This window comes from Paraburkholderia flava (assembly GCF_004359985.1).
GTDB classification, from domain to species: domain Bacteria; phylum Pseudomonadota; class Gammaproteobacteria; order Burkholderiales; family Burkholderiaceae; genus Paraburkholderia; species Paraburkholderia flava.
Map to the genome: position 1 here is coordinate 186436 of NZ_SMRO01000003.1, position 25212 is coordinate 211647.

Here is a 25212-nt window from a genome sequence, read left to right on the forward strand (position 1 = left end):
GGCAGGTTTCTGCGCAGCGGACGCGACGCGTGCGCGGTACATCTCTGTGAACGCTGCTTCGAGATGCTTCGCGAAGCGTGGTGCGTCGCACAGCGGCGACGCGGCGATCTGCGTGCGCAGGTTTTTGCGCAACGTCATGAGTCGCGACGGGTTTGCGGCGAACGCGATTGCCTTCGCGATGTAGTCGTCGGTATCGGTGGCGATCCAGTCTTCGAGACCCGCCGACTGCAGCAAGCTCTCGCACAGATGCGACAGGAAGCGATCGCCGCGTCGGCACAACACGGGCACGCCCATCCACAACCCTTCGACACTCACCGTGCCGCCGGGATACGGAAACGGACTCAACGCGATGTCGACGCGGTTATACGAGTCGAGATATTCGCCACGTGGCGAACGTCCTTCGAGTGTTAATCGCGAGTTATCGATGCCGAGCGTCGCGAAGCGTTGCAGCGTGGTTTCGCGTGCGAGCGCATTGTCGAGTTGCTTCGCTTTCAGGAACAGCCTCGAACCGGGCACCGCGTGCAGAATGCGCGCCCATGCATCGACGACCGTGTCGTTCATCTTCATCAGATGGTTGAAGCAGCCGAACGTGACCGTGCCGTTCGTTTGCATCGGCAGCGGACCGATGTCGGCTTGCTGGACGGGCGGCGTGAAACATAGATAGCTATCTGGTAGCCGCCAGATGCGCTCGACGAATTGCGTTTCCTCGCTGTCGGGTACGACGTGGCGGTCGGCGAGCACGTAGTCGATCGCGCGCAGCCCGGTACTCGCGAAGTAGCCGAGCCAGCTGACCTGCACCGGCGCGGGCCGCCACGCAAAAACCGGCAGCCGGTTGTGCACGGTGTGGCCCGACAGATCGACGAGCACGTCGATGCGATCGTCGCGGATGCGACGCGCCGCCGCTTCGTCGGTGAGACCAGCGAGCGACGTCCATGCAGCGAAGCACGGCTTGATGCGCACGGTCAGTTCGTCTTCGTCGCGACGCGTCGGATACGCGATGGCCGCGATGCGACGCGGGTCGAGATGCGCGAGGATGCTTTCGAGGAAGTGGCCGACCGGATGCGTCTTCAGATCACCGGACACGAAACCGACGCGTAGTGGTCGCGTGTTGGCGTTTGCCTCGGTTGTTTCGGTAAACGCCGGCCAGTCGGTGAACGGTTGCGCCAATGCGGCTACGCGATCGCCGAAACGCAGCGCTTCGTCGAGATACTCCGCTGACGATGTGGCCTCGCGATAGCTCAGAATGAACAGCAGGTTGCTGTGCGGTTCCGCGAAGTCGGGCTGCAGTTCGATCGTCTTGCGGTAGTACGCGATTGCGCCGTCCAGATCGCCGAGATCGACGAGCGCATTCGCGAGATTGTTGTACGCCTGCGCGTAGTCCGGCTGCAGTTCGATCACGCGACGAAAGCTCTGCACGGCTGCGTCGTACTGGCCTTGGGCGCGCAGCGTGTTGCCGAGGTTGTTGTGCGCGTGGACGTAGTCGGGCTTTAAGGCGAGTGCCTGCCGGTAGCATTCGGCCGCCGCCGCATGCCGGTCCAGGCCGCCGAGCGCATTGCCGAGGTTGCCGTAGAACATCGCGTTCGGGCTGACGCCGATCGCGCGCATGATCCATTCGACCGCTTCCTCGAGCCGCCCTTCGTGATACGCGACGAGTCCCAGCAGATGCAGTGCATCCGCGTGGTTCGGCTGCGCGCGCAGAATCTCGCGATAGATCGCGGCGGCCTCGGCGAAGCGACCGGCGTGCTGATGCGCGAGACCGGTTTCGATCGACTCGGGCGGCGCGGATACACCTGGATCGGTTGAAGGGATCGTGCTCATTTGCCGTGCTTCCGCGAAGCGTGAACCGGAGGACGGACGGTAGCCATGACGCGAACCCTTTCGTTGATTGAATAGCCCGCGCCGATGCTTCGCGCGCGCATCATGCTCGGACTGAGCGATGACGACAGCTTAGCGTCGGCTTGGGGCGGTTAATCGGCGGAACAGCGCGGGGTTTCGGGGTCTTTTTGGCGGGCGGGAGCGGACGTGGTCGTCGGGATCAATCCGTCGACGATCCGGCGATGATCGTGAGCCGTTTCAATGCGGGCACGTAGAGGCTGAACAGGAACACGCCCCACCATTCCATGCCGTCGGCGAAGTAATCGCAGACGTCGGGCAGACGGTCGCTGCTCCAGTCGAGAATGTCGATCTCCGATCCTGGCGGCATCAGGAACTCGCAGATCTGATCGAAGAGGATTTGCACGTCGCCGTAGGGCGCGCGCAATCCATAGGGCGGGTCGGTAAACGCAAAGGCAAACTGACCGCCGGCGCCGACCTCGGGTATCGGACCGCCACCCGAGACGATTTTCTTCCGGCCGATATCGGCGAATCGCGGATTGTTGCGCAGCTTCTTCTCGCCCTCGATCTTCCAGTCGCCGACGCGGATCAACGCTGCGCTTTCTGGGTCGTACCAGTCGCCGAAGAATTGTTGTCGGGTGATCCGGCGGGAGCCGATCGAGCGGAGGGCTTCGGTGTTGACGGGGGCTATGTGGTTTAGCGTGGAGGCGATGGCTGTGATGATCTCGTCTTCGGTGCCTTGTGCGTCTTCGAATGCGGCGAATTCGAGCACGCCTCCTGTCTGCCGGAATTCGCGGAAGATGGGTGGGAGGGGGGCGATTTGCTTCATACGGTTACCCGCGTCGCGACGACCTTGAGGCTTGCTGCTGCTACGGCGAGCTCGCTGCGACACTCGTGCTGTCTGCCCGGCGTTATGACGCAATCAAGAGGGGGATCCATAAAAATCAGGACGGTTCACCAAGCGCGATATCTTTACCTCCCGCAACCTGGCATCTCTCGTATGGACGGACGGGGTGGGGATTCTTCGCATTCGGGGACTTCATGATGACCTAGCGTTTGAATCTGTTCATCTATCCTCGACGCCTCAGCGGAGGGATCAACGATTACGAAGTTTGCGAAATTAGTGCAGCATGCACTAATGAACTCGTCGCACGTCTCCGCACGAATCTTCGTCACGTGGGCCCTACCACCCTACAGCCAAGTGCCCACTGCTTCGCTACTAGCGATTCCTGTGGGCTTTTACACCAGGATGAGCAGTTCTCTGATCAGAGGATCGCTCGTACCATGAGCGCGAACCGGAGCTGCACAGCGACTAAACTCACAAGGCACATTCGCTCCGATGCGAAGCTGACAAAAGCGCAACTCATCATTCTTGGCAAACTTGCGTCAGACAGTCAGCCTTACTCCGGTCGGATAAGCCACCCCCGCGAATTTGCGATCAATGCGAGCGCCTCTTTAATCTTCTTAAAGCGCGATGTCGCCTCCGCGTGTGGCCTCGCCTCGATCTGAGCATGCGCTGGATTGGCAACAGTTGCTGTCGCCTCATCAGCGATTATCGGTCGATGATGAACATCAACGGCGTAGTAGGCTGGCGGCTGACTTGCTGGATTGGTAATTTCTATATCGCGAATAGCACGAACTTCCGCAGCGAGGATTTCAAGTATTCCGTCGGCCGCGTCAGCTTTAGACTCTTCGGGCGCTCTGCGCATACAAGCGCGATCAACAGAGGGTTTGTGACCTCGATCATTGAAAGCGGAACTCGATATGCGCTCAACGCCGCTTTCGTAGACAACGCATGTCTTCGGTGCGCGCCTGTAGAGCGACTCATCGTCGCTCACCAGTTCGCCCTGCGCCTCCCCGTCACGCCCTGGCTCTATCTCGCCGTGCACGACTGCGTTGTTATCGGCCATGGGCAATTACGCATTAAGCCAAAACCAGAGACCCACAAACTGAGCGCCAACGAGTTCACCGTCTTCCATGTCGACGTCAATGTTAGGACCACCAACCCGCAAAAATTCAGCACGTCCAGCCGAAACGTACACAGTCAGTTTCCGATCTCGTTTCCACCATTCAAAAACGACTTCGCCGCTCTCACTAGCTGATACGTGCGGATTCACCCAAGACGCGTGAACACAACTGGCCGACTGCCGATAAATTTCGACAATTAACTGAAACGCGCTGCCAATAGCTTCAGCAGCCGGAGCGTCGCTACCAAAGCCGTCCCAATTTGCGGGCAGTCCAACGAGCCCTTTCAGCGCTTCCCGCACCGGAAAGACGGCGAGTTCCGCAAGATTGCGCGTCACAACGTCCTTGTCCGCACTACCCCGCTCTTGGTAAAACTGCGGCGTTGCGCTTCCACGTCCCCCGTTGAATACGGGGAGGAGCTTGTTGGTTGCGGCTGAGGAAAAATTCATTGAAATAGGCTCCTACATTTATCCGTAATGGCCGATTCAAAATATGTATTCTTTACGCGGCGAAATTCTTCCAAAACACTCCACGTCTCACCATCTGACGGCCCCCAAGCCCCTTCTGTTGCCAAGTCAAAATCAAGTACGAATGCAGAATGAGCGGCTGGCGTTCCGGCGTTTTCGACAGTATCCGAAAAATTAAGGGTCGCGAGCGCCCTGGGAACAGTTAGAAGAGGTTGCCGCAATTGCATGAACACACCGGTTATGACATCGTTCACTTCTCTGGGAAAAGTCGGATAGAGCTTAAAGTAATCCTCAAGTTCGAACCGCTCCTCCGGTATTCTGATCTTGTTGATAAAACGAGTGGCAACCCGGACGACAGACTCGGGCTCGCAAATCTCCACGTATCGGTTCCACAAATCGAGCGCTTCTCCGGCAAAATCCTCCCAGCAGGTATATAAGCTCAGATGGCTAAAACTAAAGCCCAGATGCTGAACTTGTAGGACGCGACTGTTATCAGATGTTGCTAAACGGAAACCAACTTGCTGATTCGCGAAATCCGTTGGGACGACCGGCGCCTGTCCTAGTGCCTGTCCCGGCACCGGTAGGACGAAGGTCATTGAAGCAAGGGGGGACGCGATCGGAAAACGTTCGACGACACTCTCACGAAACTTGGTCAATCTGTCCAAGCTAGGCTGATGATTCGTCCGCGTTTGCAAGTCGATGACTGCTTCGACGATTGGCGGTTTGGCGTATCGCTTATGTTGCATAGTCCCGGGCTGACGTAAATTACAGCTGCTTGCAGAAAGCTAAAGCGCTGAAATCGTTTCTCCGTGCGCGACATCTCGTACGGCGTCGCGTCGGACACCTTCCCTGCCCTTGTGATTACGGCAACCACAGCACAACATTTAGCACAAACTCATTTTTTGTGCTAGCGCGTGGCACATGCTAGCAGAGTGGGTAATGGAGGCGGTCTCGTGATCCCGTACAAATTCCATACACAACAAAAAGGTTTGACGCTGCTCGTGCAAACCCTTGATAGAAAATCTTTATGGTGCGCCCGGCTGGGATCGAACCAGCAACCCCTGCCTTCGGAGGGCAGTACTCTATCCATTGAGCTACGGGCGCATTCATTGACACGTCGGCGCTGCAATCAAACCAGCAGAAAAGCAAAAAGCAGCACCCGGCGAGACCGAGAGAATACCCGGTTTCCATGACCCCGTCCACCGCACGCCCGCCGCGAGCCGCGCCGCGCAAGGCTCTCCACCATCGACGGCTCACAACGGGGACGCATCGCTTCGGGTAAACGCCTGCTGAACTCCGTCGGCCCCGCTGGCCGCCGCTGAAACCTTCCGTCTATAATCGTCCTGGCAATAAATTATTAAACACGCCGTTACGTCGTAGCCGTCACGCTGTACCGCTCACAATACCGATGGGAGACGAGACAAGCATGAGCGAAGCACCACACGGAGCCCCGATCAAGACCCCCGCGCAGCTTATCGCTGCGATCATCGCCGGGTTCGCTATTCCTATAATCATCATCGTGCTGCTCGCGGATTACGTCGATAACTCGACTCGCGTCGGCGCAGGCACGGACGGCCTCACCGATTCCGCCGTCACCCAGCGCATCGCACCAATCGCCCAGGTCGACATCCGCGACGCAAACGCGCCGCGCGTCTACAAAACCGGCGAGCAGGTCTACAAGGCAGTCTGCTTCGCATGCCACGCAACCGGTGCGGCCGGTGCGCCGAAATTCACCAACACTGGCGACTGGGCCCCGCGCATCGCGCAAGGCTTCGACACGCTGTGGCACACGGCGCTCACCGGCAAGGGCGCGATGCCCGCGCGCGGCGGCACGAGCCCCGACGACTACAGCGACTACGAAATCGGCCTCGCAGTCGCCTACATGGCCAACAATTCCGGCGGTAAATTCGCCGATCCGCCCGCACCTGCGCCAGGCGCCGCAGCCGCTGCATCCGGAGCGGCCGCCGTCGCAGCTCCCGCATCGGGCGCTACCGCCGACAACGGCGCAGCCGCCGCCGCAGTCGCGGCCCTCGCGAACGTCCCGCAAAGCGCCGCGCCCGCAGCAGGCGGTGCGCAAAGCGCGGATGCATCGCAGGCGGGCAAGGCGTTGTATCAGCAGGTCTGCCAGGCCTGTCACGCGGCCGGCGTGCTGAACGCACCGAAGTTCGGCGACAAGGCCGCCTGGGCGCCGCGCCTGAAAGACCCGATCGACACGGTCTACAACTACGCGTTGCACGGGAAGGGCGCGATGCCGCCGAAGGGTGGATCGAATGCGTCGGATGCGGACGTGAAAGCCGCCGTCGATTACATGGTCAGCGCCGCGAAGTAAGCGAACGCTCGCGGCACGACGTGCCGTCGGAACAAAAATCCCCGCGCAAGCCAACGCCTGCGCGGGGATTTTTTATGTACTCAGCGGTTGTGCCGGTTCGCTGAACGCGTCGACGAACGCGAGCGCTGGTACGTCACGTGCAATCGACGCGAAACGCTCGCGCAACTCGCGCGGCGGCAACCACGGGTAGGTCAACTCTCGCTGGAGTGCATCAAGCAGCGCACCGTCAGGGTCCGGGACGACGTCCATCCTCGCGATATGAATGTGCAGATGCGTCACGCGCAGGCCTGCCGTCTCGTCCGCGAAGGTCCAGTCATACGTGCCGTGCCCGATGCGCAACGTGCCCGCAGCCGGCTCGCGCATCACGACGAGCCACGGTAGCGCATCGATCCGTCCATCGACGACCCGAAGCGCATCGCCCACGTAGTACGTCCGGCATCGCGCATACTGCGCACCAAAATCGCTGACGAGCGTTTTCGCAATCGCAGCCGCGCCAACCGTGCGTTCGGGAAACGCGATATTCGACGTCGCGAGCGAAAACGTCAGCACTGCAGCCGGCGCGAACAGTTCGTCGATCCGCTCGGGCCGGGTGTTGTCTTTTGCATCGATATAGATTTCGAGCGCTGCGCGGCAGGCGGCAGACGTCGGCGACATGCGAATCTCCGGTGAACGATGAACAGCAAACGAGTCGCGCCACTGTAGCAAGCACAGTCGCCGCGCACGTCGATGAACCTCGCCCGCTCAGGGTCTTTACCGCCCGCTCAACCCGGCTTCTGCAACAACGCCTTCAAACTCGCCAGCCGATCTTTCGGCGACATCGGCGCCTCATCCGCCGTCGGCGGCGGCGCTTCGTCGAGTTCCATCTCCGGGATAAAGCGCGACGGTTCGCACACGACCGTTTCCCGCGCGCGCTTGCGCTTCTTGCACCAGTTCAGATGCAGACTGCGCTGCGCACGCGTGATCGCGACGTACATCAGGCGGCGCTCTTCCTCGATGCGCGCATCGTCGACCGGTGCGTCGTCGGAACCGCCGCGATGCGGCATGATCCCTTCCTCTACGCCGACCAGGAACACGTGCGGATATTCGAGTCCCTTCGATGCATGCACGGTCGACAGTCGCACCGCATCCGGGTCTTCGTCCTTGCCTTCGAGCATCGACATCAGCGCGACCGTCTGGATCAGGCCGAGCAGGTTCTTGCCGGTGTCGCCCAACCCGTCCGCGTTGTCGTAGCCAGTCGGCTCGCCGTCGTCGTCAGAATCGCCGGTCAGTTCTTTTTCCGGCTTCGTACCCTTGCGCTTCAACCACTCGAGAAACTCCAGCACGTTCTGCCATTTCGACTGCGCCTGGCGCTCGTCGAATGCGTCGTACAGATAGCCTTCGTAGTGGATCGCTTCCATCATGTCGTCGAGCACGGTGGTCGCGGCATCTTTGTCCGCGCGCTCGGTGAGGCGCTGCATGAAATCGCAGAACGCGCGCAGCGGTTCGATCTGACGCGGCGACAGACGTGCCTCGATGCCGCCCATGTATACGGCCTCGAACAGCGACACCTTCGCCTGCCCCGCAAACGAGCCCAGCGCTTCGAGTGTCGTGTTGCCGACCCCGCGACGCGGCGTCGTGATCGCACGGATGAACGCAGGATCGTCGTCGGCGTTCGCGATCAGCCGCAGATATGCGCAGATATCCTTGATCTCGGCCTTGTCGAAGAACGACTGGCCACCCGACAGCACATACGGAATCCGTTCGCGCCGCAGCACCTGTTCGAAGATGCGCGCCTGAAAATTGCCGCGATACAGGATCGCGTAATCGCGGAACTGCGCGCGCCGCTCGAACTTATGCGCGGACAGTCGAAACACCACCGATTCCGCTTCGTGCTCTTCATCGTTGCACGGCGTGACGGTGATCGTGTCGCCCATCCCGTGTTCGGACCACAGCTTCTTCTCGAACAGCTTCGGGTTGTTCGCGATCACGTTGTTCGCGGCCGTCAGGATGCGCACGGTGGACCGGTAGTTCTGTTCAAGCTTGACCACGTGCAGCTTCGAAAAATCCTTGCCGAGCTGCGCAAGATTTTCGAGCGTCGCGCCGCGCCAGCCGTAGATCGCCTGATCGTCGTCGCCGACCGCCGTGAACGCGGCGCGCGGACCGGCCAGCTGCTTCAGCAATTCGTACTGGCACGCGTTGGTGTCCTGGTACTCGTCGATCAGCAGATAGCGCAGCTTGTTCTGCCAGCGGTCGCGCACCTGTTCGTTGCTCGCGAAGAGTTCGGCGGGCAGGCGGATCAGATCGTCGAAATCGACGGCTTGATACGCGTGCAGCGTCGCGACGTAATTGCGGTAGACGATCGCGGCCTGATGCTCGTCTTCGTTCGCGGCGATCGTCATCGCCTCGTCGGGCATGATGAGGCCGTTTTTCCACAGCGAGATGATCGACTGGACCTTGCGGATGAAACCCTTGTCGGTCGAACCGATCTGCTCCTGGACCATGCCGAAGCAGTCGTCGGAATCCATGATCGAGAACTGCGGCTTCAGCCCGACGTGCTCCGCTTCCTGACGCAGGATCTGCACGCCGAGCGAATGGAACGTACACACGGTCAGCTGATTGACCGGCACCTTGCGGCCTTCCTTGCCGGGCGTCGTCAGCGTCTTGCCTTCGAGCAGCTTGCCGACGCGTTCGCGCATTTCGGCCGCGGCCTTGTTCGTGAACGTGACGGCGGCGATGTGGCGCGGCTCGAAGCCCTTGGCCTCGATCAGATGCGCGATCTTCTGCGTGATCACACGCGTCTTGCCACTGCCGGCACCTGCGAGCACGAGACAGGGACCGTCGAGATAACGCACCGCTTCGCTTTGAGCGGAGTTCAGGCCTGCGGACATCGTCAGTGGATGGGTGGAACGGTTGAGGGCGCGGGGCCGGGGAGACCTGCGGCGCAGAAGCACAGCGGCACACCACGTACGACACGGTGCGGCGACTTCTGCGCGAGAGCCGCGATGTTAACACGGATGCCCATCCGAACATCGACACATAAGACGCATCGGGCATGACGGATAGATGACCGACGGACCGCCTCGGCCTGCGATGCGGCCGTCGTGCGAAGCGCTCGCTACGGTATGACACGGTACGCGATCGTATCCCGCGAGCCGAAGCAGAATCCCCACCCGCCGCCGCATGCCAAAATAGCAGTGACGCGCGGCACCGCCGCGCCCCCTTCACGCTCTTCAAGCAGGACGCCTTCATGACTTCACCGCTGAAAACCGGACTGATGGGCTACGGCTTCGCCGGCCAGACTTTCCACGCGCCGGTCATCGCGCATTGCGGACGCGCGAGCGTAGCGGCGATCGCCACCGGTCAGCCGGACCGCGCGCACGCCGATTTCCCGGATGCGCAAGTGGTCCCCGATCTGGACGCGCTGCTCGCACTCGACGATATCGAATGCATCGTCCTCGCGACGCCGAACGACACGCACTACGATTTCGCGCGTCGCACGCTCGAAGCCGGCAAGCACGTCGTCGTCGACAAACCGGTCACGCTGACGTCCGACGAAGCCCGCTCACTCGCGAGCCTCGCGCAATCGAAGGGTCTGCTGTTCGCGCCGTTCCACAACCGTCGCTGGGACGGCGACTTCCTGACCGTGCGCGATCTGCTCGCGAGCGGCCAGCTCGGCCGTGTCACGCATTTCGAATCGCACTTCGACCGCTTCCGTCCGTACGTGCGGCAACGCTGGCGCGAAGACGCGACGCGCGGCGGCGGTCTGCTGTTCGATCTCGGCCCGCATCTGATCGATCAGACGCTCGCGCTGTTCGGTTCGCCCGCGACGGTTTCCGCGACGGTCGCGACGCGTCGCGACGACGGCGGCGCGCCCGACTTCGTGCATCTGCTGCTCGGCTACGACGGCCTCGACGTCGTGCTGCACGCCAGCGCACTGACCGCGCTTGCGCCGGCGCGCTTCGCGATCCACGGCACGCGCGGCAGCTACGTGAAGCATGGCCTCGACACGCAGGAAGACCAGTTGAAGGCGGGGCTGCGTCCGGGTCAGGCGGGCTTCGGCGGCGGCAACGACGCGGGCCGTCTGCGCGTACTGGAAGGCGATCAGGAAGTAGAGCGCGATCTGCCGACCCGAGACGGCGCGTACGCGGACTTCTATCGCGCGGTCGCCGCGACGATTCGCGACGGCGCGCCGTTCCCGGTCCCGGCACAGGACGCCGTCGACGTGATGGCGATCATCGAACTCGCGACGCGCAGCGCGGAGGAAGGCCGCCGGTTGCCGTTCGAACGGCGCGCGTGATTGAGAAGACGCGCGAAGGCACGTAATCAAAAGCGCGCAGTGAAAGCCCAACGCAAGCGCGCAACGAAAACGAAAGCCAGATCCAACAAAGGGTTACAAATAAACGCCGGCCGCTGCGTCATCGTGTGTGGCCGGCCGGTCGTTGTTCTCCGGTGGCATCCGTAAAAGCGGAACAACGGAAACAACAACAAGGAGAAAGATATGCAACGCTTCATCCGCGTGCTGCTGTGCGGCACGCTGGTTTCGTCGCTGGCGGCCTGCGTGGTCGCGCCTCAGCAGCCGGTACATGCGGGCCCGAACCCACACGAAATCGCCGTCCAGCGTTTCGATCAGGTCAACGGCCGGGTCGATAACCTGAGCCGCCGCATCGATGCCCGCGTGAACCAGGGCTACTATCCGCCGCCGCAGGGTGGCGCGCTGCATCACCGGCTCGACGTGATCCGTCAGGAAGCGCACGACATGGCCGCGCAGCACGGCGGCGGTCTGTCCGGCGACGAACAGCGCGTGCTGAATCAGGAACTGGACAACGCCGCTCACGCGATCGACCAGTAACACGAAGCAGCAACGTTAGCCCTCGCTTCCGATGCGGCCCGCCGTCCTCAACGCACGGCGGGCCGCAGCCGTTTTAACGCGCCCATTTTTGACCCGTAACAGCCCGCGAGGCCCCGCGGAACCCATCCCCACTTCACCCCGAAGCGCCCATTTGACAAGCCTCCGGGCCTCGCGTACATTCGCCGCACGCGTCGGGAGAGCGTGCGGCAGCCGTAGTAGCAGGCATGCCGCGCCGCCGAAGGGGCACACCCGCAAACTCTCAGGCAAAAGGACCGACCGCGTCGAAAATCGTTTGTCGCCATGCATCATCCGGCACCGGTTTTCGCACTCTGGAGAGCGGCAGTAGCCATCAGGCAGGCTGCCCACCGAAGGGGCGCGCGTTTCGCCGTCGTCACATCGACAGGAACGCAATCTCTCAGGTATCGAGGACAGAGGGGTCATGCATCGCGTCGCTCGCCGGCATCTGCCGCGAGGACTGCACCGCATGGCCTTTTTTGTTTGCGATGCCCGAGGCCCCATGACCGAACTCAAACACACCCCGCTTCACGCCACGCACTGTGCGCTCAACGCGCGCATGGTCGACTTCGGCGGCTGGGACATGCCCGTCAATTACGGCTCGCAGATCGACGAACACCGCGCGGTGCGTACCGACGCCGGGATGTTCGACGTGTCCCACATGTGCGTCGTCGACGTGACCGGCCCGAAGGCCCGCGATTTCTTCCAGTTCGCGCTCGCGAACAACGTCGGCAAGCTGCAGACAGCCGGCCGTGCGCTCTACTCCTGCATGTTGAACCCCGAAGGCGGCGTGATCGACGATCTGATCGTCTACTTCTTCGCCGACGACACCTTCCGCGTCGTCGTCAACGCCGGCACCGCCGACAAAGACATCGCGTGGTTCAAACAGCTCGACGCGCAGCAAGGCTACGGCCTGTCGATCGTCCCGCGCCGCGACCTCGCGATCGTCGCGGTGCAAGGCCCGAACGCGCGCGACAAGGTCTGGCAGGTCGCGCCGTCCACGCGCAGCGCGACCGAACTGCTGAAGCCGTTCAACGCCGCGAAGGTCGACACCACGCCGTTCGGCGAATTGATGATCGCGCGCACCGGCTACACCGGCGAAGACGGCTTCGAAATCGTGCTGCCGGCTGCCGCCGTCTGCGAGTTCTGGGACGCGCTGCAACGCCAGGGCGTGCGCCCGTGCGGCCTCGGCGCACGCGACACGCTGCGCCTCGAAGCGGGCATGAATCTCTACGGTCAGGACATGGACGACAGCGTCTCGCCGCTCGACGCCGGCCTCGCATGGACCGTCGATCTGTCGCAGCCGCGCGACTTCGTCGGCCGGCCGGTGCTCGAGGCGAATGGCTCGCGGAGCACGTTCGTCGGGCTGATCCTGCAGAAGGAAAACGGCAAGGCGGGCGGCGTGCTGCGCGCGCACCAGAAGGTCGTCACGCCGCACGGCGACGGTGAGATCACAAGCGGCACGTTCTCGCCGACGATGCAGGAATCGATCGCCTTCGCGCGCGTGCCGAAAGGCGTGCAGCCGGGCGATACCGTTCATGTGCAGATACGCGACAAGGCGTTACCCGCAAGCGTGGTAAAACTGCCATTCGTGCGCAACGGCAAAGTGCTGGCCGCCTGACAACGCCGGCTCCGCGGCGCCCGACCCTCACTTAACGACGAATTCAAAATCAGGAGCATCCGATGAGCAACGTTCCGAGCGATCTGAAATACACCGACGAACACGAGTGGATCCGCACTGAAGCAGACGGCACGCTGACGGTCGGCATCACCGACCATGCACAAAGCACGCTTGGCGATCTCGTTTTCATCGAAATGCCGCAAGTCGGCAAGCAGGTGAAGGCAGGAGACCCGATCGGCGTCGTCGAATCGGTGAAAGCCGCGTCGGACATCTTCTCGCCGGTCTCCGGCGACGTCATCGCAACCAACGACGACGCCGTCGACACGCCCGAAGACGTCAACAGCGAGCCGTACGACACGTGGCTCTTCAAGATCAAGCTCGCTCCCGGCGCCAACACCGACAACCTGCTCGACGCAGCCGCATACGAGAAGTTGATCGCCTGACCCTCAACCCCATCGCGCAGCGCGCGGCCCCGCAGTACGGGCCGCACGTCGCGCACGCAGGATAGCCATGAAGCTCGAACACCCGGATCACCTGAACCGCACTCCTCTCTCGCTCGCCGCGCTCGAAGTGCACGACGCGTTCGCCGAACGGCACATCGGCCCGGACGGCGCCGACCAGCAGGCGATGCTCGACGCGCTCGGTTTCGCGTCGCGTGCCGCGCTGATCGACGCGGTGATTCCGCCGACGATCCGCCGCAGCGAAACGCTGCCGCTCGGTCCGTTCGCCCAGCCGAAGAGCGAAGCGGAAGCGCTCGCGTCGCTACGCGAGCTGGCGGATAAAAATCAGGTGTTCCGCACGTACATCGGCCAGGGCTATTACAACGCGCACACGCCGGCCGTGATCCTGCGCAACGTGCTCGAAAATCCGGCGTGGTACACCGCGTACACGCCGTATCAACCGGAAATCTCGCAGGGCCGGCTCGAGGCGCTGCTGAACTTCCAGCAGATGATCGTCGACCTGACGGGTCTCGCGATCTCGAATGCATCGCTGCTCGACGAAGCCACCGCCGCCGCCGAAGCGATGACGCTGCTGCAACGCACGGGCAAGCCGAAGTCGAACGTGTTCTACGTTGCCGACGACGTGCTGCCGCAAACCATCGAAGTGGTGAAGACGCGCGCGAAGCCGGTCGGCATCGAAGTAAAGGTCGGCCCCGCCGCCGACGCTGCGCACGCGAATGCATTCGGCGTGCTGCTGCAATACCCGGGCGTGAACGGCGACGTGCGCGACTATCGCGCGCTCGCCGATGCGATCCACGCAGCCGGCGGCCATGTGGTCGTCGCTGCCGATCTGCTCGCGCTGACCGTGCTGACGCCGCCGGGCGAATGGGGCGCGGACGTCGCGGTCGGTAACTCGCAACGCTTCGGCGTGCCGGTCGGCTTCGGCGGCCCGCATGCGGCGTACCTCGCGGTGCGCGACGAATTCAAGCGGCAGATGCCGGGCCGGCTCGTCGGCGTGACCGTCGATGCGCAAGGCAACCCGGCGCTGCGTCTCGCGCTGCAAACGCGCGAACAGCATATCCGCCGCGAAAAAGCGACGTCGAATGTCTGCACGGCGCAGGCGCTGCTCGCGATCATGGCGAGCATGTATGCGGTCTATCACGGCCCGCGCGGCCTGAAGACGATCGCGCTGCGTGTGAACCGGATCGCGGCGCTGCTCGCGGCCGGCGCCAAGCAGCTCGGCTACACCGCCGTCAACGACACGTTCTTCGATACCGTCACGTTCGAAACCGGCGCCCGCACGCAGGCGCTGCACGACGCAGCCGTCGCGAAGCGCATCAACCTGCGCCGCGTGAGCGCGACGCAGGTCGGCGTATCGATCGACGAAACCACCACGCGCGGCGACCTCGCCGATCTGCTCGCGGTGTTCGCGCAGGCGGCATCGTCGGCCGACGTGCCGCAGATCGATGCACTCGACGCAGCGCTGACGAAGGCAGACAGCGCATCGTTCCCGGCCGCGCTCGAACGCACCAGCGCATACCTGACGCATCACGTATTCAACCGTCACCATTCGGAAACGGAAATGCTGCGCTACCTGCGCAGCCTGTCGGATAAAGACCTCGCGCTCGACCGCTCGATGATCCCGCTCGGCTCGTGCACGATGAAGCTCAACGCGACGTCGGAAATGCTGCCGGTCACGTGGCCCGAGTTCGGCCAGATCCATCCGTTCGCGCCCGCTGCGCAGACGGTCGGCTACCGCGAAATGATCGACCAGCTCGAACAGATGCTGGTCGCCGCGACCGGCTATGCGGCCGTGTCGCTGCAACCGAATGCGGGCTCGCAGGGCGAGTACGCGGGTCTGCTGGTGATCCACGCGTATCACGAGTCGCGCGGCGAAGGTCATCGCGACGTGTGCCTGATCCCCGCATCCGCGCACGGCACGAATCCGGCGTCCGCGCAGATGGCCGGCATGCAGGTCGTCGTCGTCGCGTGCGATGCGCAGGGCAACGTCGATATCGAAGACCTGAAAGCGAAGGCCGCGCAGCACAAGGACAAGCTTGCCGCGATCATGATCACGTACCCGTCCACTCATGGCGTGTTCGAGCAGAACGTCCGCGAGATCTGCGAGATCGTGCACGCGCACGGCGGCCAGGTCTATGTGGACGGCGCGAACATGAACGCGATGGTCGGCCTCACGGCGCCGGGCCAGTTCGGCGGCGACGTGTCGCACCTGAACCTGCACAAGACGTTCTGCATTCCGCACGGCGGCGGCGGACCGGGCGTCGGTCCGGTCGCCGTCGGCGCGCATCTGGCGAAGTTCCTGCCGAACCAGACGTCGTCGGGTTACGAGCGCGCGCCGGAAGGCATCGGCGCGGTGTCGTCGGCGCCGTACGGCTCCGCATCGATCCTGCCGATCTCGTGGATGTACATCGCGATGATGGGCGCGAAGAACCTGACCGCCGCGACCGAAACCGCGATCCTCAACGCAAACTACGTCGCGAAGAAGCTCGCGCCGCACTACCCGGTGCTGTACTCGGGCCCCGGCGGACTCGTCGCGCACGAATGCATTCTCGATCTGCGGCCGATCAAGGACGCGAGCGGCATCTCCGTCGACGACGTCGCGAAGCGCCTGATGGACTACGGCTTCCACGCACCGACGATGAGCTTCCCGGTGCCGGGCACGCTGATGGTCGAGCCGACCGAATCGGAATCGAAGGAAGAACTCGACCGCTTCGTCGAAGCGATGATCGCGATCCGCGACGAGATCCGCGCCGTCGAGGAAGGCCGTGCGGACCGCGAAGACAATCCGCTGAAACACGCACCGCACACGGCGGCCGTCGTGATCGCCGACGACTGGAAGCACGTGTATGCGCGCGAAGCTGCGGCCTACCCGCTGCCGTCGTTGATCGCGAAGAAATACTGGCCACCGGTCGGTCGCGCGGACAACGCGTATGGCGACCGCAATCTGTTCTGCTCGTGCGTGCCGATCGCGGATTACTCGTAATCGCTTGCAAGGCAATCGCGTGTCGCCTCGGCGGCACGCGATTGCGCGGCTGGATGCACGCCGTAAGGCGCAACCCGGCGCCACCATTCGGGCACAGGAACGGCTAACATCACACACCGAATCAGCCTAAGAAGGAGTTCCGCATGGCGATAAAGGTGCTAACGATGCAACGCCCTCCTGTTGCAGCCTGGGTCTACCGGTGGCGCACGACGGGTACGCCGGTTGCTGCGCTGTTCGTCGGTGGAGCGCTGATGCTGGGCATGCAGCAGACGCGCGCCGCGATGAATTTCTGCGCGGCCCCCGCGCTGCAGACCAGCGAACGCACGAACGCCGATCCCGGCGTCAGGGCGCTCGTCGCTCACGTGCAATCGCATCTGAACGATCCGCCGCACGCGGTGCCTCGACTGCATACCGAGGGCACGCTGCCGCACGAAGGGATTTACGACCAGAGCGTCGAAGCGGAAAAAGATCTGGAACTGCTGCGCGACGCCGCGCTTGCGTGGCGCGCGACGAGCGACGACCGCTATCTGAAGTTCGTCGACCGGTTGCTGTACGCGTGGGTCACGACCTATCAGCCGAGCTTCAATCCGATCGACGAAACGCATTTCGAGAGCCTGATCCTCGCGTACGACATGACCGCGAGCGCGCTGCCGGTGAAGACGCGTAACGCAGCGATGGCGTTCCTGACGAAGCTCGCGAACGGCTACATCGCGCAGATCGATGCGCAGAAGCGGCCGCTCAGCGGCACGTTCCGCAACAACTGGCAGAGCCATCGCGTGAAGCTGATCGCGATGGCCGCATTCACGCTCGACAACCGCAAGATGATCGACGCGGCGCAGCGTCTGTTCGTCGAACATATCGGCGACAACATCGCGCCCGATGGCTCGACGGTCGATTTCTCCGAACGCGACGCGCTGCACTACGTCACGTACGACCTGCAGCCGCTCGTCACCGCCGCGCTGTCGGCGCGCCGCCACAACCGCAACTGGTTGCCCGAGCGCGCGACGAACGGCGCAACGCTCGCGAGCGCGCTGAACTGGCTTGCGCCGTACGCGGCCGGCACGAAGACGCACGAAGAGTTCGTGCATTCGAGCGTGCCGTTCGATGCGAAGCGCCGCGAAGCCGGCTTGCCTGGGTATTCGGGTCAGTGGGATCCGAAGAACGCAACTGAACTGTTTCACCTCGCCGCGCGGCTCGATGGGCGCTATACGCCGATCGCGCTGCAGCTCGCGCCGACGCCGCCCGCGTGGCTCGCCGTGTGCCTGCCGCTGCCGGCGCGCTAACTTTATTTTCTTTTTGCAGGAGCAGTAATGGCCGTCAGCGTGTTCGACCTCTTCAAGATCGGCATCGGTCCGTCCAGTTCGCATACGGTCGGTCCGATGCGCGCGGCGCTGATGTTCGCGCAGGGCCTCGAACGCGATGGATTGCTCGCGTCGACTGCTTCGGTGAAAGTGGATCTGTACGGCTCGCTCGGCGCGACCGGCAAGGGTCACGGCACCGATCGCGGTGTGATGCTCGGCCTGCTCGGCGACGCACCCGACACCGTGAACCCGGAAACCATCGCCGAACGGCTCGAAGCGGTCCGCACGTCGCGCACGCTCGCGCTGCTCGGCACGCATCCGATTCCGTTCGTGCAGAAGGAACACATCTCGTTCTACCGGCAGGCGCTCGCCGAACATCCGAACGGCCTGATCTTGCGCGCGTTCGACGCGCAGGGTGCGGTGCTGCGCGAGTCGACGTATCTGTCGGTTGGTGGTGGTTTTGTCGTGACGGCCGGTGCGCCGAATACGAAAGTGCTGTCCGCCGCCGATCAACTGCCGTATCCGTTTCGCAGCGGCAACGATCTGCTGGAGATGTGCGCGTCGAGCGGCAAGTCGATCGCGCAGCTGATGTGGGACAACGAGCGCGCGTGGCACACCGAGGAAGAAACGCGCGTCGGCCTGCTGCGCATCTGGGACGTGATGCAGTCGTGCGTCGCGCGCGGTTGCGGGATCGGCAATCCGGCCGCCGAAGGCACGCTGCCCGGACCGTTCCAGGTGAAGCGCCGCGCGCCGCAGTTGTATCGCACGCTGTCGGGGAATCCGGAGCGCGCGTTGCAGGATCCGCTGTCGATGGTCGACTGGATCAACCTGTATGCGATCGCGGTCAACGAGGAGAACGCGGCCGGCGGACGAGTCGTCACCGCGCCGACCAACGGCGCGGCCGGCATCATTCCGGCGGTGCTGCACTACTACACGCGCTTCATGCCAGGCTCGAACGAGCAAGGCGTGATCGACTTCCTGATGACCGCCGCCGCGATCGGCATCCTGTACAAGCTGAACGCGTCGATCTCCGGTGCCGAAGTGGGTTGTCAGGGCGAAGTGGGCGTCGCGTGTTCGATGGCGGCAGCCGCGCTCGCGGCCGTGATGGGCGGCACGCCCGCGCAGGTCGAGAATGCCGCCGAGATCGGCATGGAACACAACCTCGGCCTGACCTGCGATCCGGTCGGCGGGATGGTGCAGATTCCGTGCATCGAACGCAACGCGATGGCGTCGGTGAAGGCTGTGAACGCGGCGCGGATGGCGCTGCGCGGCGACGGCAGCCACTACGTGTCGCTCGATTCGGTCATCAAGACGATGCGCGAAACCGGCGCCGATATGAAGACGAAGTACAAGGAGACGTCGCGCGGCGGGCTCGCGGTGAATATCGTCGAGTGTTGATGCCTGCGCTACGCGTTGCCGCGCCGTTCGCCGTGACACCGTGCTGCCTCCCGGCGTAACCTGTCCCGGCCCGATCACTTCACGAGGATTTTCCGCAATGTCGCTGCCGAACGATTCCGTCCCCGCCACCACGACCGGTGCGCGCCTCGTCGTCGATGCATTGCTCACGCATGGCGTCGAGCGTGTGTTCTGCGTGCCCGGCGAGAGTTTTCTCGCCGTACTCGATTCGCTGCACGACGAGACGGAACGCATCCAGACCATCGTCTGCCGTCACGAAGCCGCCGCGACGAACATGGCGGAAGCGACCGGCAAGCTGACCGGCCGCCCCGGCGTCGCGCTCGTCACGCGCGGCCCCGGCGCAACGCACGCATCGATCGGCGTGCACACCGCGTTCCAGGACTCGACACCGCTGATCCTGCTGATCGGACAGTGCGCACGCGAACATCTCGACCGTGAGGCTTTCCAGGAGATCGACTATCGCCGGATGTTCGGTCAGATGGCGAAGTGGGTTGCGCAGATCGACGACCCGCGACGGATTCCCGAATACCTGAGCCACGCGTTTCATACCGCGACGTCGGGTCGTCCGGGTCCGGTCGTGCTCGCGCTACCCGAAGATGTGTTGAGCGATGCGTGTCCGGTCGTGCCTGGCGCACCCGCGTATCAGCGTGTCGCGGCTTCGCCTGCTCCTGCGCAGATCGACCGGTTGCGTCAGTTGCTCGACAACGCGCAACGGCCGATGGTGATCGCGGGCGGCAGCGGCTGGACGCCGGCTGCATGCGCCGATCTCCAGCAATTCGCCGAAGCATGGCAGTTGCCCGTCGGCCTCGCGTTCCGCTATCAGGACACGCTCGACAACGAGCATCCGAATTACGCAGGCGACGTCGGCCTCGGGATCAATCCCGCGCTGTCGCAACGCATTCGCGAAGCGGACTTGCTGCTGGTGTTCGGTCCGCGTCTCGGTGAAGCGACGACCGGCGGCTACACGCTGCTCGACATTCCGAAAACGAAGCAGACGCTGGTTCACGTGCATCAGGGTGCGGAGGAACTGGGTCGCGTGTATTCGGCCGATCTGCCGATCGTCTCGGGGATGCCCGAGCTGGCCGCGCAACTCGCAGCGCTGAAGCCGTCCGCGACGCCCGCGTGGGCCGGTGCCGCAGAAGAAGCGCATCGCGCGTACCTCGAATGGCGCAAGCCACGCGCAATTCCGGGCAACGTGCAGCTAGGCGAAGTGATGCAGCAATTGCGCGAGCGCCTGCCCGCCGATGCGATCCTGACCAACGGCGCGGGCAACTACGCGACGTGGCTGCATCGGCATTTCTCGTACCGGCATTTCCGTTCGCAACTCGCACCGACGAGCGGCGCAATGGGCTACGGCGTGCCGGCGGCGATTGCGGCGAAGTCGCTGTATCCGCAGCGCGCGGTTGTGGCTCTAGCCGGCGACGGCTGCTTCATGATGGCCGCGCAGGAACTCGCGACGGCAATGCAGTACGGTCTGAACGTGCTGTTCATCGTCGTGAACAACAGCCACTACGGAACGATCCGGATGCATCAGGAGCGGCACTATCCGGACCGCGTGCACGGCACCGGGCTGACCAATCCCGATTTCGCAGCGTTCGCGCGTTCGTTCGGCGCGCATGGCGAAACGGTCGAACGGACAGCGGATTTTCTGCCGGCATTCGATCGCGCGATCGCGTCGAATCTGCCTGCGTTGATCGAGATCCGGATGCCGCAGGAAGCGAGCACGCCGGGTGCGACGCTTGAGCAGATCCGCGAGCAGGGGCGCAAGCTGCGCGGCGTGTAAGAGAACGTTTGATGGATGAGGCCGTCCTTTACCGGACGGCCTGCATCAATCGCGGGTCACTCCCCGTACTTCTGCAGATACCGCTGATACCCATCGCGCCACGACGGCGACCCAAACGCGCCATGGCTTTCGTGCACGACGCTGATCGGCCACGTGCCCAGCGACAACCCGTTGATCTCCGCCTGACGGCAGAAATCCATGTCGTAGAAGTGGAACGCGAACTGATCGTCGAAGCGCACGCCGCGCTCGTTCAGACGCGTGCTGTCGGCGACCAGCATCAGCCCGTCGAGTAGTTTGCACGACTGCCCCGGCGGGCCGAACACCGACACGACGTCGCTCGGAAAGCCCTTGCCGTGACCGACGACGCCGCTCAGATTGCCCGACTGGTCCGGCTTGAAATCGGGCGTCGGAAACGCCCACGCGGGCTGGCCCGGCACGCGACGCTTGTTGCCCGCAAGGCCGACGACGTCGAACGTCTCGACCGCCTGGTAAATCCGCTCGACCCAGAAGAAATCGCAGATCGACACGTCGTCGTGAATGAACACGAGGATCGCGGGATCGTTCTTCGCGTGATCAATCGCGGAGTTGTAGAGCGTCGACAGGCCGGTCGTGTTGTTCGCGAACAGCATCAGCTGCGGCGGTTGCCGGTGACGATACAAACCGAGCGAGCGGCCGAGCGCGGTCTTCGTCATGAAGTCGGCGTCTGCGTGACGGGTCGCGACGACGAGACGGATCGGCAGGCGCTTCGGCACGATCGGGTTCGGGGATTCGTCGAAGGGTTTCGCGTTCGGCGCGGCGACCTGTTTCAACGCGGCCTGCGCAGCGCCGCTCGACGGACTGTTCACTAGCGACAGCGGCGGTTCGTCGCTCTTCGCGAACAGGAAAAACGGCTCGTGTTCGTTGCAGCCCCACGCGTCCGCATCGACGTCGCCGAGCACGCTCTCGTGCGAATACAGATCGCCGCTCAGCCCCGCCGCGCGGAACAGCTCAACGAGATCGGCACCGAACAGCCGCACGTGATCGTTCTGTCCGAAGTAGTGCGTCCTGAACGCGGCGCTCGTCGGCCCGCTCAGCTCGAACGTGTGCTTCAGTCGCGACGAATACGGCGTCTGCGCAACCAGATGGCCACCCGGCGCGAGACAGCGGCTGAATTCGGCAAGCGCTTTCTCCGGGTCATCGACGTGTTCGAGCACGTGATTGCAGATGATCAGGTCGAACGAACCCGCAGGGAAATCGAGCGCTTCGACGTTGATCCGCCGATGCTGCGGCGAACGCGGGAACAGATCGCCGGCAATGTATTCGCGCGGCTGCAGCGCGCGAATGCGCGGTTCGAGCCGCGCTTCGGGCGCGATGTGCAGGATGCGTTTGTTCGACGCGTCTTCGAGCAGCCCAGTGAACGCAAAATAGAGCCACAGGTGACGGTCGCGATCGTTGCAGCCGCAGTTCGGGCACTGGTACTTGTGTAGCGTCGACCCGACGATATCGACCTGCCCCAGGAACTCGAGATCGAGTCCGCCGATCGGGTACGGCAGCCAGCCCACCACCGGCGTTTCGCAGACCGCGCAGAAGTTCTGCGGCGTCTGCGGCGGCATGGCTTCCGGCGTGGATTGCACCGCCGGCTCTTCGTCGACCGCGACGTCGCCGGCCATTTCTGCCTGCAGCGCGCGCGCCTCTGTCGCCGCAATGACCTGCGCCCGGCGCACGGCCCGGCGTTCGGTGACCGCCGCACGCGCAAGCGCCAGGTCGGTCTGGTAGCGTGCGTTGTCGAGCAACTGATGCGCGGGAAGCTGCGTCAGTTCGTCGAGATGCGGCAGCAGCCGGGCGATCTCCGGCAGCATCGCGCCTTCGGTCGTATAGCGCCGCTTCAGAAGCTGTTGGGCGCTCATCAGACCGGCGACCGACAGATTGCCCGCCGCCGCTTCGCCGCGCACCATCCATTCCCATTCGTAGAGACCGGCGCTCGCGCTAGGGCTCGCACGATTCGACGTCTGCTCGCCGTGCTGCCGGAACGCGCTCAGATAGCCGCCGACTGCGACGAGCGGCCCCTGCTCCGCGAGATTCAGATACATCGCGACGTCGGCGAGGAAATCGAGCTCCGAAGACCGGTAGCCGAACATCGTGCGTGGATCGAAGCGGTCGCGCACGATCATCACGTTGCTCGGCTCGCCGACGAAGTTGGTCAGGCTACCCATCATCCGCTCGACGAGAAAGCTGCGCGTGATCAGCGCACGCTCGCCGACCTTCAGCAACGCGGCCGGCGCATGAATGACCGCGTCGTTCTCATTGATGAACACGCGCTCGTGGAACGCGAGCGCCGACTCCGGATGCTGCCGCAGCGCGGCGACGAGCGCCTCGACCGACGTCGGCATCAGCAGGTCGTCGTCGAACAGCCACTTCACGTATTCGCCGCTCGCGTGTTCCCACAGCGCGAGCACGTTGCGCAGGCCGTCCTGGAAGCCATGATGGAAGTAGCGCACGCGCGGATCGCCGGAGAGCGTCGCGATCTCCTCGAGATCGCCGCCGGGCGTGTCGTCGCCGACCAGGATCTCGATGTCCTCGAATGTCTGCTGCTGCGCGCTCAGCAGCGCGCGGCCGAGGTACTCGGGCTTGAACGCCGGGATCAGGATGCTAACGGTGGCCATTGAAACGAATCCCTCTGTGATTGAACCGCGACGGACATGCACGACGACAGTCCGCACCGATACGGCAGCTTAGTCCCGGTCGGCGGGAGTCAATCGGGGGAACAGGCGAGGGTTTTGCGGCCATTTTGCGTCCGGTCGCGGCGCACGGGGCATGCCCAGGCGCAACCGGCCGGCCGCCGGGAAGACCCGCTATCGGGCAAACAGGCGGGCTTTTCGCGCTCATATCCGGGCTTCGGGACGGTGGGGGCCATCGCATACTCGGCACATTCGCCTTCATCCGTCCAGAACCATGATGCCTTTCGTCGCGCGGGCTTCAGCCCGCTCCTGCCCGCCGCGCAGCCGCCTGGCCCGTGCCGCTGCGCCGCGACGCGCCGACGCGCGCGACATGCAGACGCACGGCATGCGGCAAGGAGTCCCGCAATGAACGCCCCCGAACCGCTGCACGCCGTCCCGCTGCCGGTCGACGAACGCATCTACGTCACGCAGCCGCATCTCGCGCCGCTAGCCGAGTTCGTGCCGTACCTCGAGAAAATCTGGTCAAGCAAGATCCTGACGAACGGCGGCCCGTTCCATCAGCAGCTTGAACAGGCGTTGTGCGACTACCTGGGCGTCGAGCATCTCGCGCTGTTCACCAACGGCACGCTCGCGCTCGTCACTGCGTTGCAGGCGCTGCGCATCACCGGCGAAGTGATCACGACGCCGTACTCGTTCGTCGCGACCGCGCATTCGTTGCTGTGGAATGGTATCAAGCCGGTGTTCGTCGACGTCGATCCGGACACGCTGAATCTCGATCCCGCGAAGATCGAAGCCGCGATCACGCCGCAGACCACCGCGATCATGCCGGTGCATTGCTACGGGCACCCGTGCGATGTCGACGCGATCCAGCGGATCGCCGACAACTACAACCTGAAGGTGATCTACGACGCCGCGCACGCGTTTGGCGTCCAGACGCAGCAAGGCAGCGTGCTGCGCAACGGCGACCTGTCGGTGCTGAGTTTTCACGCGACCAAGGTCTTCAACACGTTCGAAGGCGGCGCGATCATCTGCCCCGACGCGAAGACCAAGCAGCGCATCGATCATCTGAAGAACTTCGGTTATGTCGATGAAGTGACCGTGGTCGCGCCCGGCATCAACGGCAAGATGAGCGAGATCAACGCGGCGTTCGGTCTGCTGCAGTTGAAGCACATCGACTCAGCACTCGCACGCCGCCAGGAAATCGACACGCTGTATCGCTCGTTGCTCCACGACGTTCCGGGCATTCGCTGTCTGCCGCACGGCGATGAAAGGACCGCGAATCATGCGTACTTTCCGATTCTCGTCGACGACGACTATCCGCTGACACGCGATGCGCTGTATCAGAAGTTTCGCGATCGCGACGTGATCGTGCGGCGCTATTTCTATCCGCTGATTTCCGATTTCCCGATGTACCGCGGCCTGCCGTCTGCGCATCGCGACAACCTGCCGGTCGCCGCCGAGGCTGCGCGCAAGGTGTTGTGTCTGCCGATCTATCCGGCGTTGTCGAACAGCGACGTTCAAAGGGTGGTCGACATCGTGACGGGCGACTGACC

The 25212-nt window shown here is 63.6% G+C and carries 17 protein-coding genes, 1 tRNA gene, 1 pseudogene and 2 riboswitches; of the genes and pseudogenes, 10 read left to right on the plus strand and 9 right to left on the minus strand.

The window, feature by feature from the left end:
* Positions 1-12 precede the first annotated feature (12 nt).
* From E1748_RS32165 to E1748_RS23320, 6 genes and pseudogenes are all read right to left on the minus strand, one after another.
* Positions 13-1818, minus strand: a pseudogene (locus E1748_RS32165) (O-linked N-acetylglucosamine transferase, SPINDLY family protein); the annotation flags it as partial.
* A gap of 217 nt (positions 1819-2035) precedes the next feature.
* Positions 2036-2662, minus strand: a complete 627-nt coding sequence (locus E1748_RS23300) for a hypothetical protein (protein ID WP_133649647.1) — start codon at positions 2660-2662, stop codon at positions 2036-2038.
* A 571-nt stretch (positions 2663-3233) separates the two neighbouring features.
* Positions 3234-3743, minus strand: coding sequence for a hypothetical protein (locus E1748_RS23305; protein ID WP_133649648.1), 510 nt, complete (start codon positions 3741-3743; stop codon positions 3234-3236).
* Between the two features lie 6 nt (positions 3744-3749).
* A complete protein-coding gene (locus tag E1748_RS23310; protein WP_133649649.1) occupies positions 3750-4247 on the minus strand; it encodes a hypothetical protein in 498 nt (165 codons plus the stop codon).
* Positions 4244-5011 carry a TIGR04255 family protein gene (locus tag E1748_RS23315; protein WP_133649650.1) on the minus strand — a complete coding sequence of 256 codons (768 nt, stop codon included), beginning with the start codon at positions 5009-5011 and terminating at the stop codon, positions 4244-4246. The genes E1748_RS23310 and E1748_RS23315 overlap by 4 nt, the downstream gene beginning before the upstream one ends.
* A gap of 282 nt (positions 5012-5293) precedes the next feature.
* Positions 5294-5369: transfer RNA gene (locus tag E1748_RS23320), tRNA-Arg, on the minus strand.
* A 322-nt stretch (positions 5370-5691) separates the two neighbouring features.
* Between E1748_RS23320 and E1748_RS23325 the strand changes: the two genes are divergently transcribed.
* Complete coding sequence (locus tag E1748_RS23325; protein WP_133649651.1) at positions 5692-6594, plus strand: c-type cytochrome; 903 nt, start codon at positions 5692-5694, stop codon at positions 6592-6594.
* 72 nt (positions 6595-6666) lie between these two features.
* On the opposite strand, the gene E1748_RS23330 is transcribed toward E1748_RS23325, so the two are convergent.
* Entirely contained in the window at positions 6667-7248 is a 582-nt protein-coding gene (locus E1748_RS23330) for a hypothetical protein (protein ID WP_133649652.1), read from the minus strand.
* A 107-nt stretch (positions 7249-7355) separates the two neighbouring features.
* Entirely contained in the window at positions 7356-9461 is a 2106-nt protein-coding gene (locus E1748_RS23335) for a UvrD-helicase domain-containing protein (protein ID WP_133649653.1), read from the minus strand.
* 359 nt (positions 9462-9820) lie between these two features.
* Between E1748_RS23335 and E1748_RS23340 the strand changes: the two genes are divergently transcribed.
* From E1748_RS23340 to E1748_RS23375, 8 genes are all read left to right on the plus strand, one after another.
* On the plus strand, positions 9821-10870 hold the full coding sequence (locus tag E1748_RS23340) for an oxidoreductase (protein WP_133649654.1): 1050 nt from the start codon (positions 9821-9823) through the stop codon (positions 10868-10870).
* Between the two features lie 201 nt (positions 10871-11071).
* The gene (locus tag E1748_RS23345; RefSeq protein ID WP_133649655.1) at positions 11072-11422 is read left to right on the plus strand and encodes a hypothetical protein; all 351 of its coding nucleotides are present in this window, start codon (positions 11072-11074) and stop codon (positions 11420-11422) included.
* A 182-nt stretch (positions 11423-11604) separates the two neighbouring features.
* A riboswitch (glycine riboswitch) is annotated at positions 11605-11707 on the plus strand.
* A 34-nt stretch (positions 11708-11741) separates the two neighbouring features.
* Positions 11742-11864, plus strand: a riboswitch (glycine riboswitch).
* Positions 11865-11939: 75 nt separating this feature from the next.
* Positions 11940-13058, plus strand: coding sequence for a glycine cleavage system aminomethyltransferase GcvT (gcvT, locus tag E1748_RS23350; protein WP_133649656.1), 1119 nt, complete (start codon positions 11940-11942; stop codon positions 13056-13058).
* Between the two features lie 62 nt (positions 13059-13120).
* Positions 13121-13501: a glycine cleavage system protein GcvH gene (gene gcvH / locus E1748_RS23355; protein ID WP_133649657.1), complete on the plus strand. Its 381-nt coding sequence runs from the start codon at positions 13121-13123 to the stop codon at positions 13499-13501.
* A gap of 67 nt (positions 13502-13568) precedes the next feature.
* A complete protein-coding gene (gene gcvP / locus E1748_RS23360; protein ID WP_133649658.1) occupies positions 13569-16502 on the plus strand; it encodes an aminomethyl-transferring glycine dehydrogenase in 2934 nt (977 codons plus the stop codon).
* 143 nt (positions 16503-16645) lie between these two features.
* Positions 16646-17785 (plus strand): alginate lyase family protein, encoded by a 1140-nt coding sequence (locus tag E1748_RS23365; protein ID WP_420819348.1) that lies wholly within the window; start codon positions 16646-16648, stop codon positions 17783-17785.
* 27 nt (positions 17786-17812) lie between these two features.
* Positions 17813-19201: an L-serine ammonia-lyase gene (locus E1748_RS23370; protein ID WP_133649660.1), complete on the plus strand. Its 1389-nt coding sequence runs from the start codon at positions 17813-17815 to the stop codon at positions 19199-19201.
* Between the two features lie 97 nt (positions 19202-19298).
* Positions 19299-21002, plus strand: coding sequence for a thiamine pyrophosphate-binding protein (locus E1748_RS23375; protein ID WP_133649661.1), 1704 nt, complete (start codon positions 19299-19301; stop codon positions 21000-21002).
* Between the two features lie 56 nt (positions 21003-21058).
* Here E1748_RS23375 and E1748_RS31650 read toward each other — a convergent pair whose 3' ends face one another.
* The gene (locus E1748_RS31650) at positions 21059-23644 is read right to left on the minus strand and encodes a glycosyltransferase (protein ID WP_133649662.1); all 2586 of its coding nucleotides are present in this window, start codon (positions 23642-23644) and stop codon (positions 21059-21061) included.
* 420 nt (positions 23645-24064) lie between these two features.
* Between E1748_RS31650 and E1748_RS23385 the strand changes: the two genes are divergently transcribed.
* Positions 24065-25210, plus strand: a complete 1146-nt coding sequence (locus tag E1748_RS23385) for a DegT/DnrJ/EryC1/StrS family aminotransferase (protein WP_133649663.1) — start codon at positions 24065-24067, stop codon at positions 25208-25210.
* The last annotated feature ends 2 nt before the right edge of the window (positions 25211-25212 follow it).

Excerpts from the sequence above, each read along its gene's own strand:
- E1748_RS23300 (WP_133649647.1), bottom strand. The coding sequence starts at position 2,662 with ATGAAGCAAATCGCCCCCCTCCCACCCATCTTCCGCGAATTCCGGCAG.
- E1748_RS23305 (WP_133649648.1), bottom strand. The coding sequence starts at position 3,743 with ATGGCCGATAACAACGCAGTCGTGCACGGCGAGATAGAGCCAGGGCGT.
- E1748_RS23310 (WP_133649649.1), bottom strand. The coding sequence starts at position 4,247 with ATGAATTTTTCCTCAGCCGCAACCAACAAGCTCCTCCCCGTATTCAAC.
- E1748_RS23315 (WP_133649650.1), bottom strand. The coding sequence starts at position 5,011 with ATGCAACATAAGCGATACGCCAAACCGCCAATCGTCGAAGCAGTCATC.
- E1748_RS23325 (WP_133649651.1), top strand. The coding sequence starts at position 5,692 with ATGAGCGAAGCACCACACGGAGCCCCGATCAAGACCCCCGCGCAGCTT.
- E1748_RS23330 (WP_133649652.1), bottom strand. The coding sequence starts at position 7,248 with ATGTCGCCGACGTCTGCCGCCTGCCGCGCAGCGCTCGAAATCTATATC.
- E1748_RS23335 (WP_133649653.1), bottom strand. The coding sequence starts at position 9,461 with ATGTCCGCAGGCCTGAACTCCGCTCAAAGCGAAGCGGTGCGTTATCTC.
- E1748_RS23340 (WP_133649654.1), top strand. The coding sequence starts at position 9,821 with ATGACTTCACCGCTGAAAACCGGACTGATGGGCTACGGCTTCGCCGGC.
- E1748_RS23345 (WP_133649655.1), top strand. The coding sequence starts at position 11,072 with ATGCAACGCTTCATCCGCGTGCTGCTGTGCGGCACGCTGGTTTCGTCG.
- gcvT (WP_133649656.1), top strand. The coding sequence starts at position 11,940 with ATGACCGAACTCAAACACACCCCGCTTCACGCCACGCACTGTGCGCTC.
- gcvH (WP_133649657.1), top strand. The coding sequence starts at position 13,121 with ATGAGCAACGTTCCGAGCGATCTGAAATACACCGACGAACACGAGTGG.
- gcvP (WP_133649658.1), top strand. The coding sequence starts at position 13,569 with ATGAAGCTCGAACACCCGGATCACCTGAACCGCACTCCTCTCTCGCTC.
- E1748_RS23365 (WP_420819348.1), top strand. The coding sequence starts at position 16,646 with ATGGCGATAAAGGTGCTAACGATGCAACGCCCTCCTGTTGCAGCCTGG.
- E1748_RS23370 (WP_133649660.1), top strand. The coding sequence starts at position 17,813 with ATGGCCGTCAGCGTGTTCGACCTCTTCAAGATCGGCATCGGTCCGTCC.
- E1748_RS23375 (WP_133649661.1), top strand. The coding sequence starts at position 19,299 with ATGTCGCTGCCGAACGATTCCGTCCCCGCCACCACGACCGGTGCGCGC.
- E1748_RS31650 (WP_133649662.1), bottom strand. The coding sequence starts at position 23,644 with ATGGCCACCGTTAGCATCCTGATCCCGGCGTTCAAGCCCGAGTACCTC.
- E1748_RS23385 (WP_133649663.1), top strand. The coding sequence starts at position 24,065 with ATGAACGCCCCCGAACCGCTGCACGCCGTCCCGCTGCCGGTCGACGAA.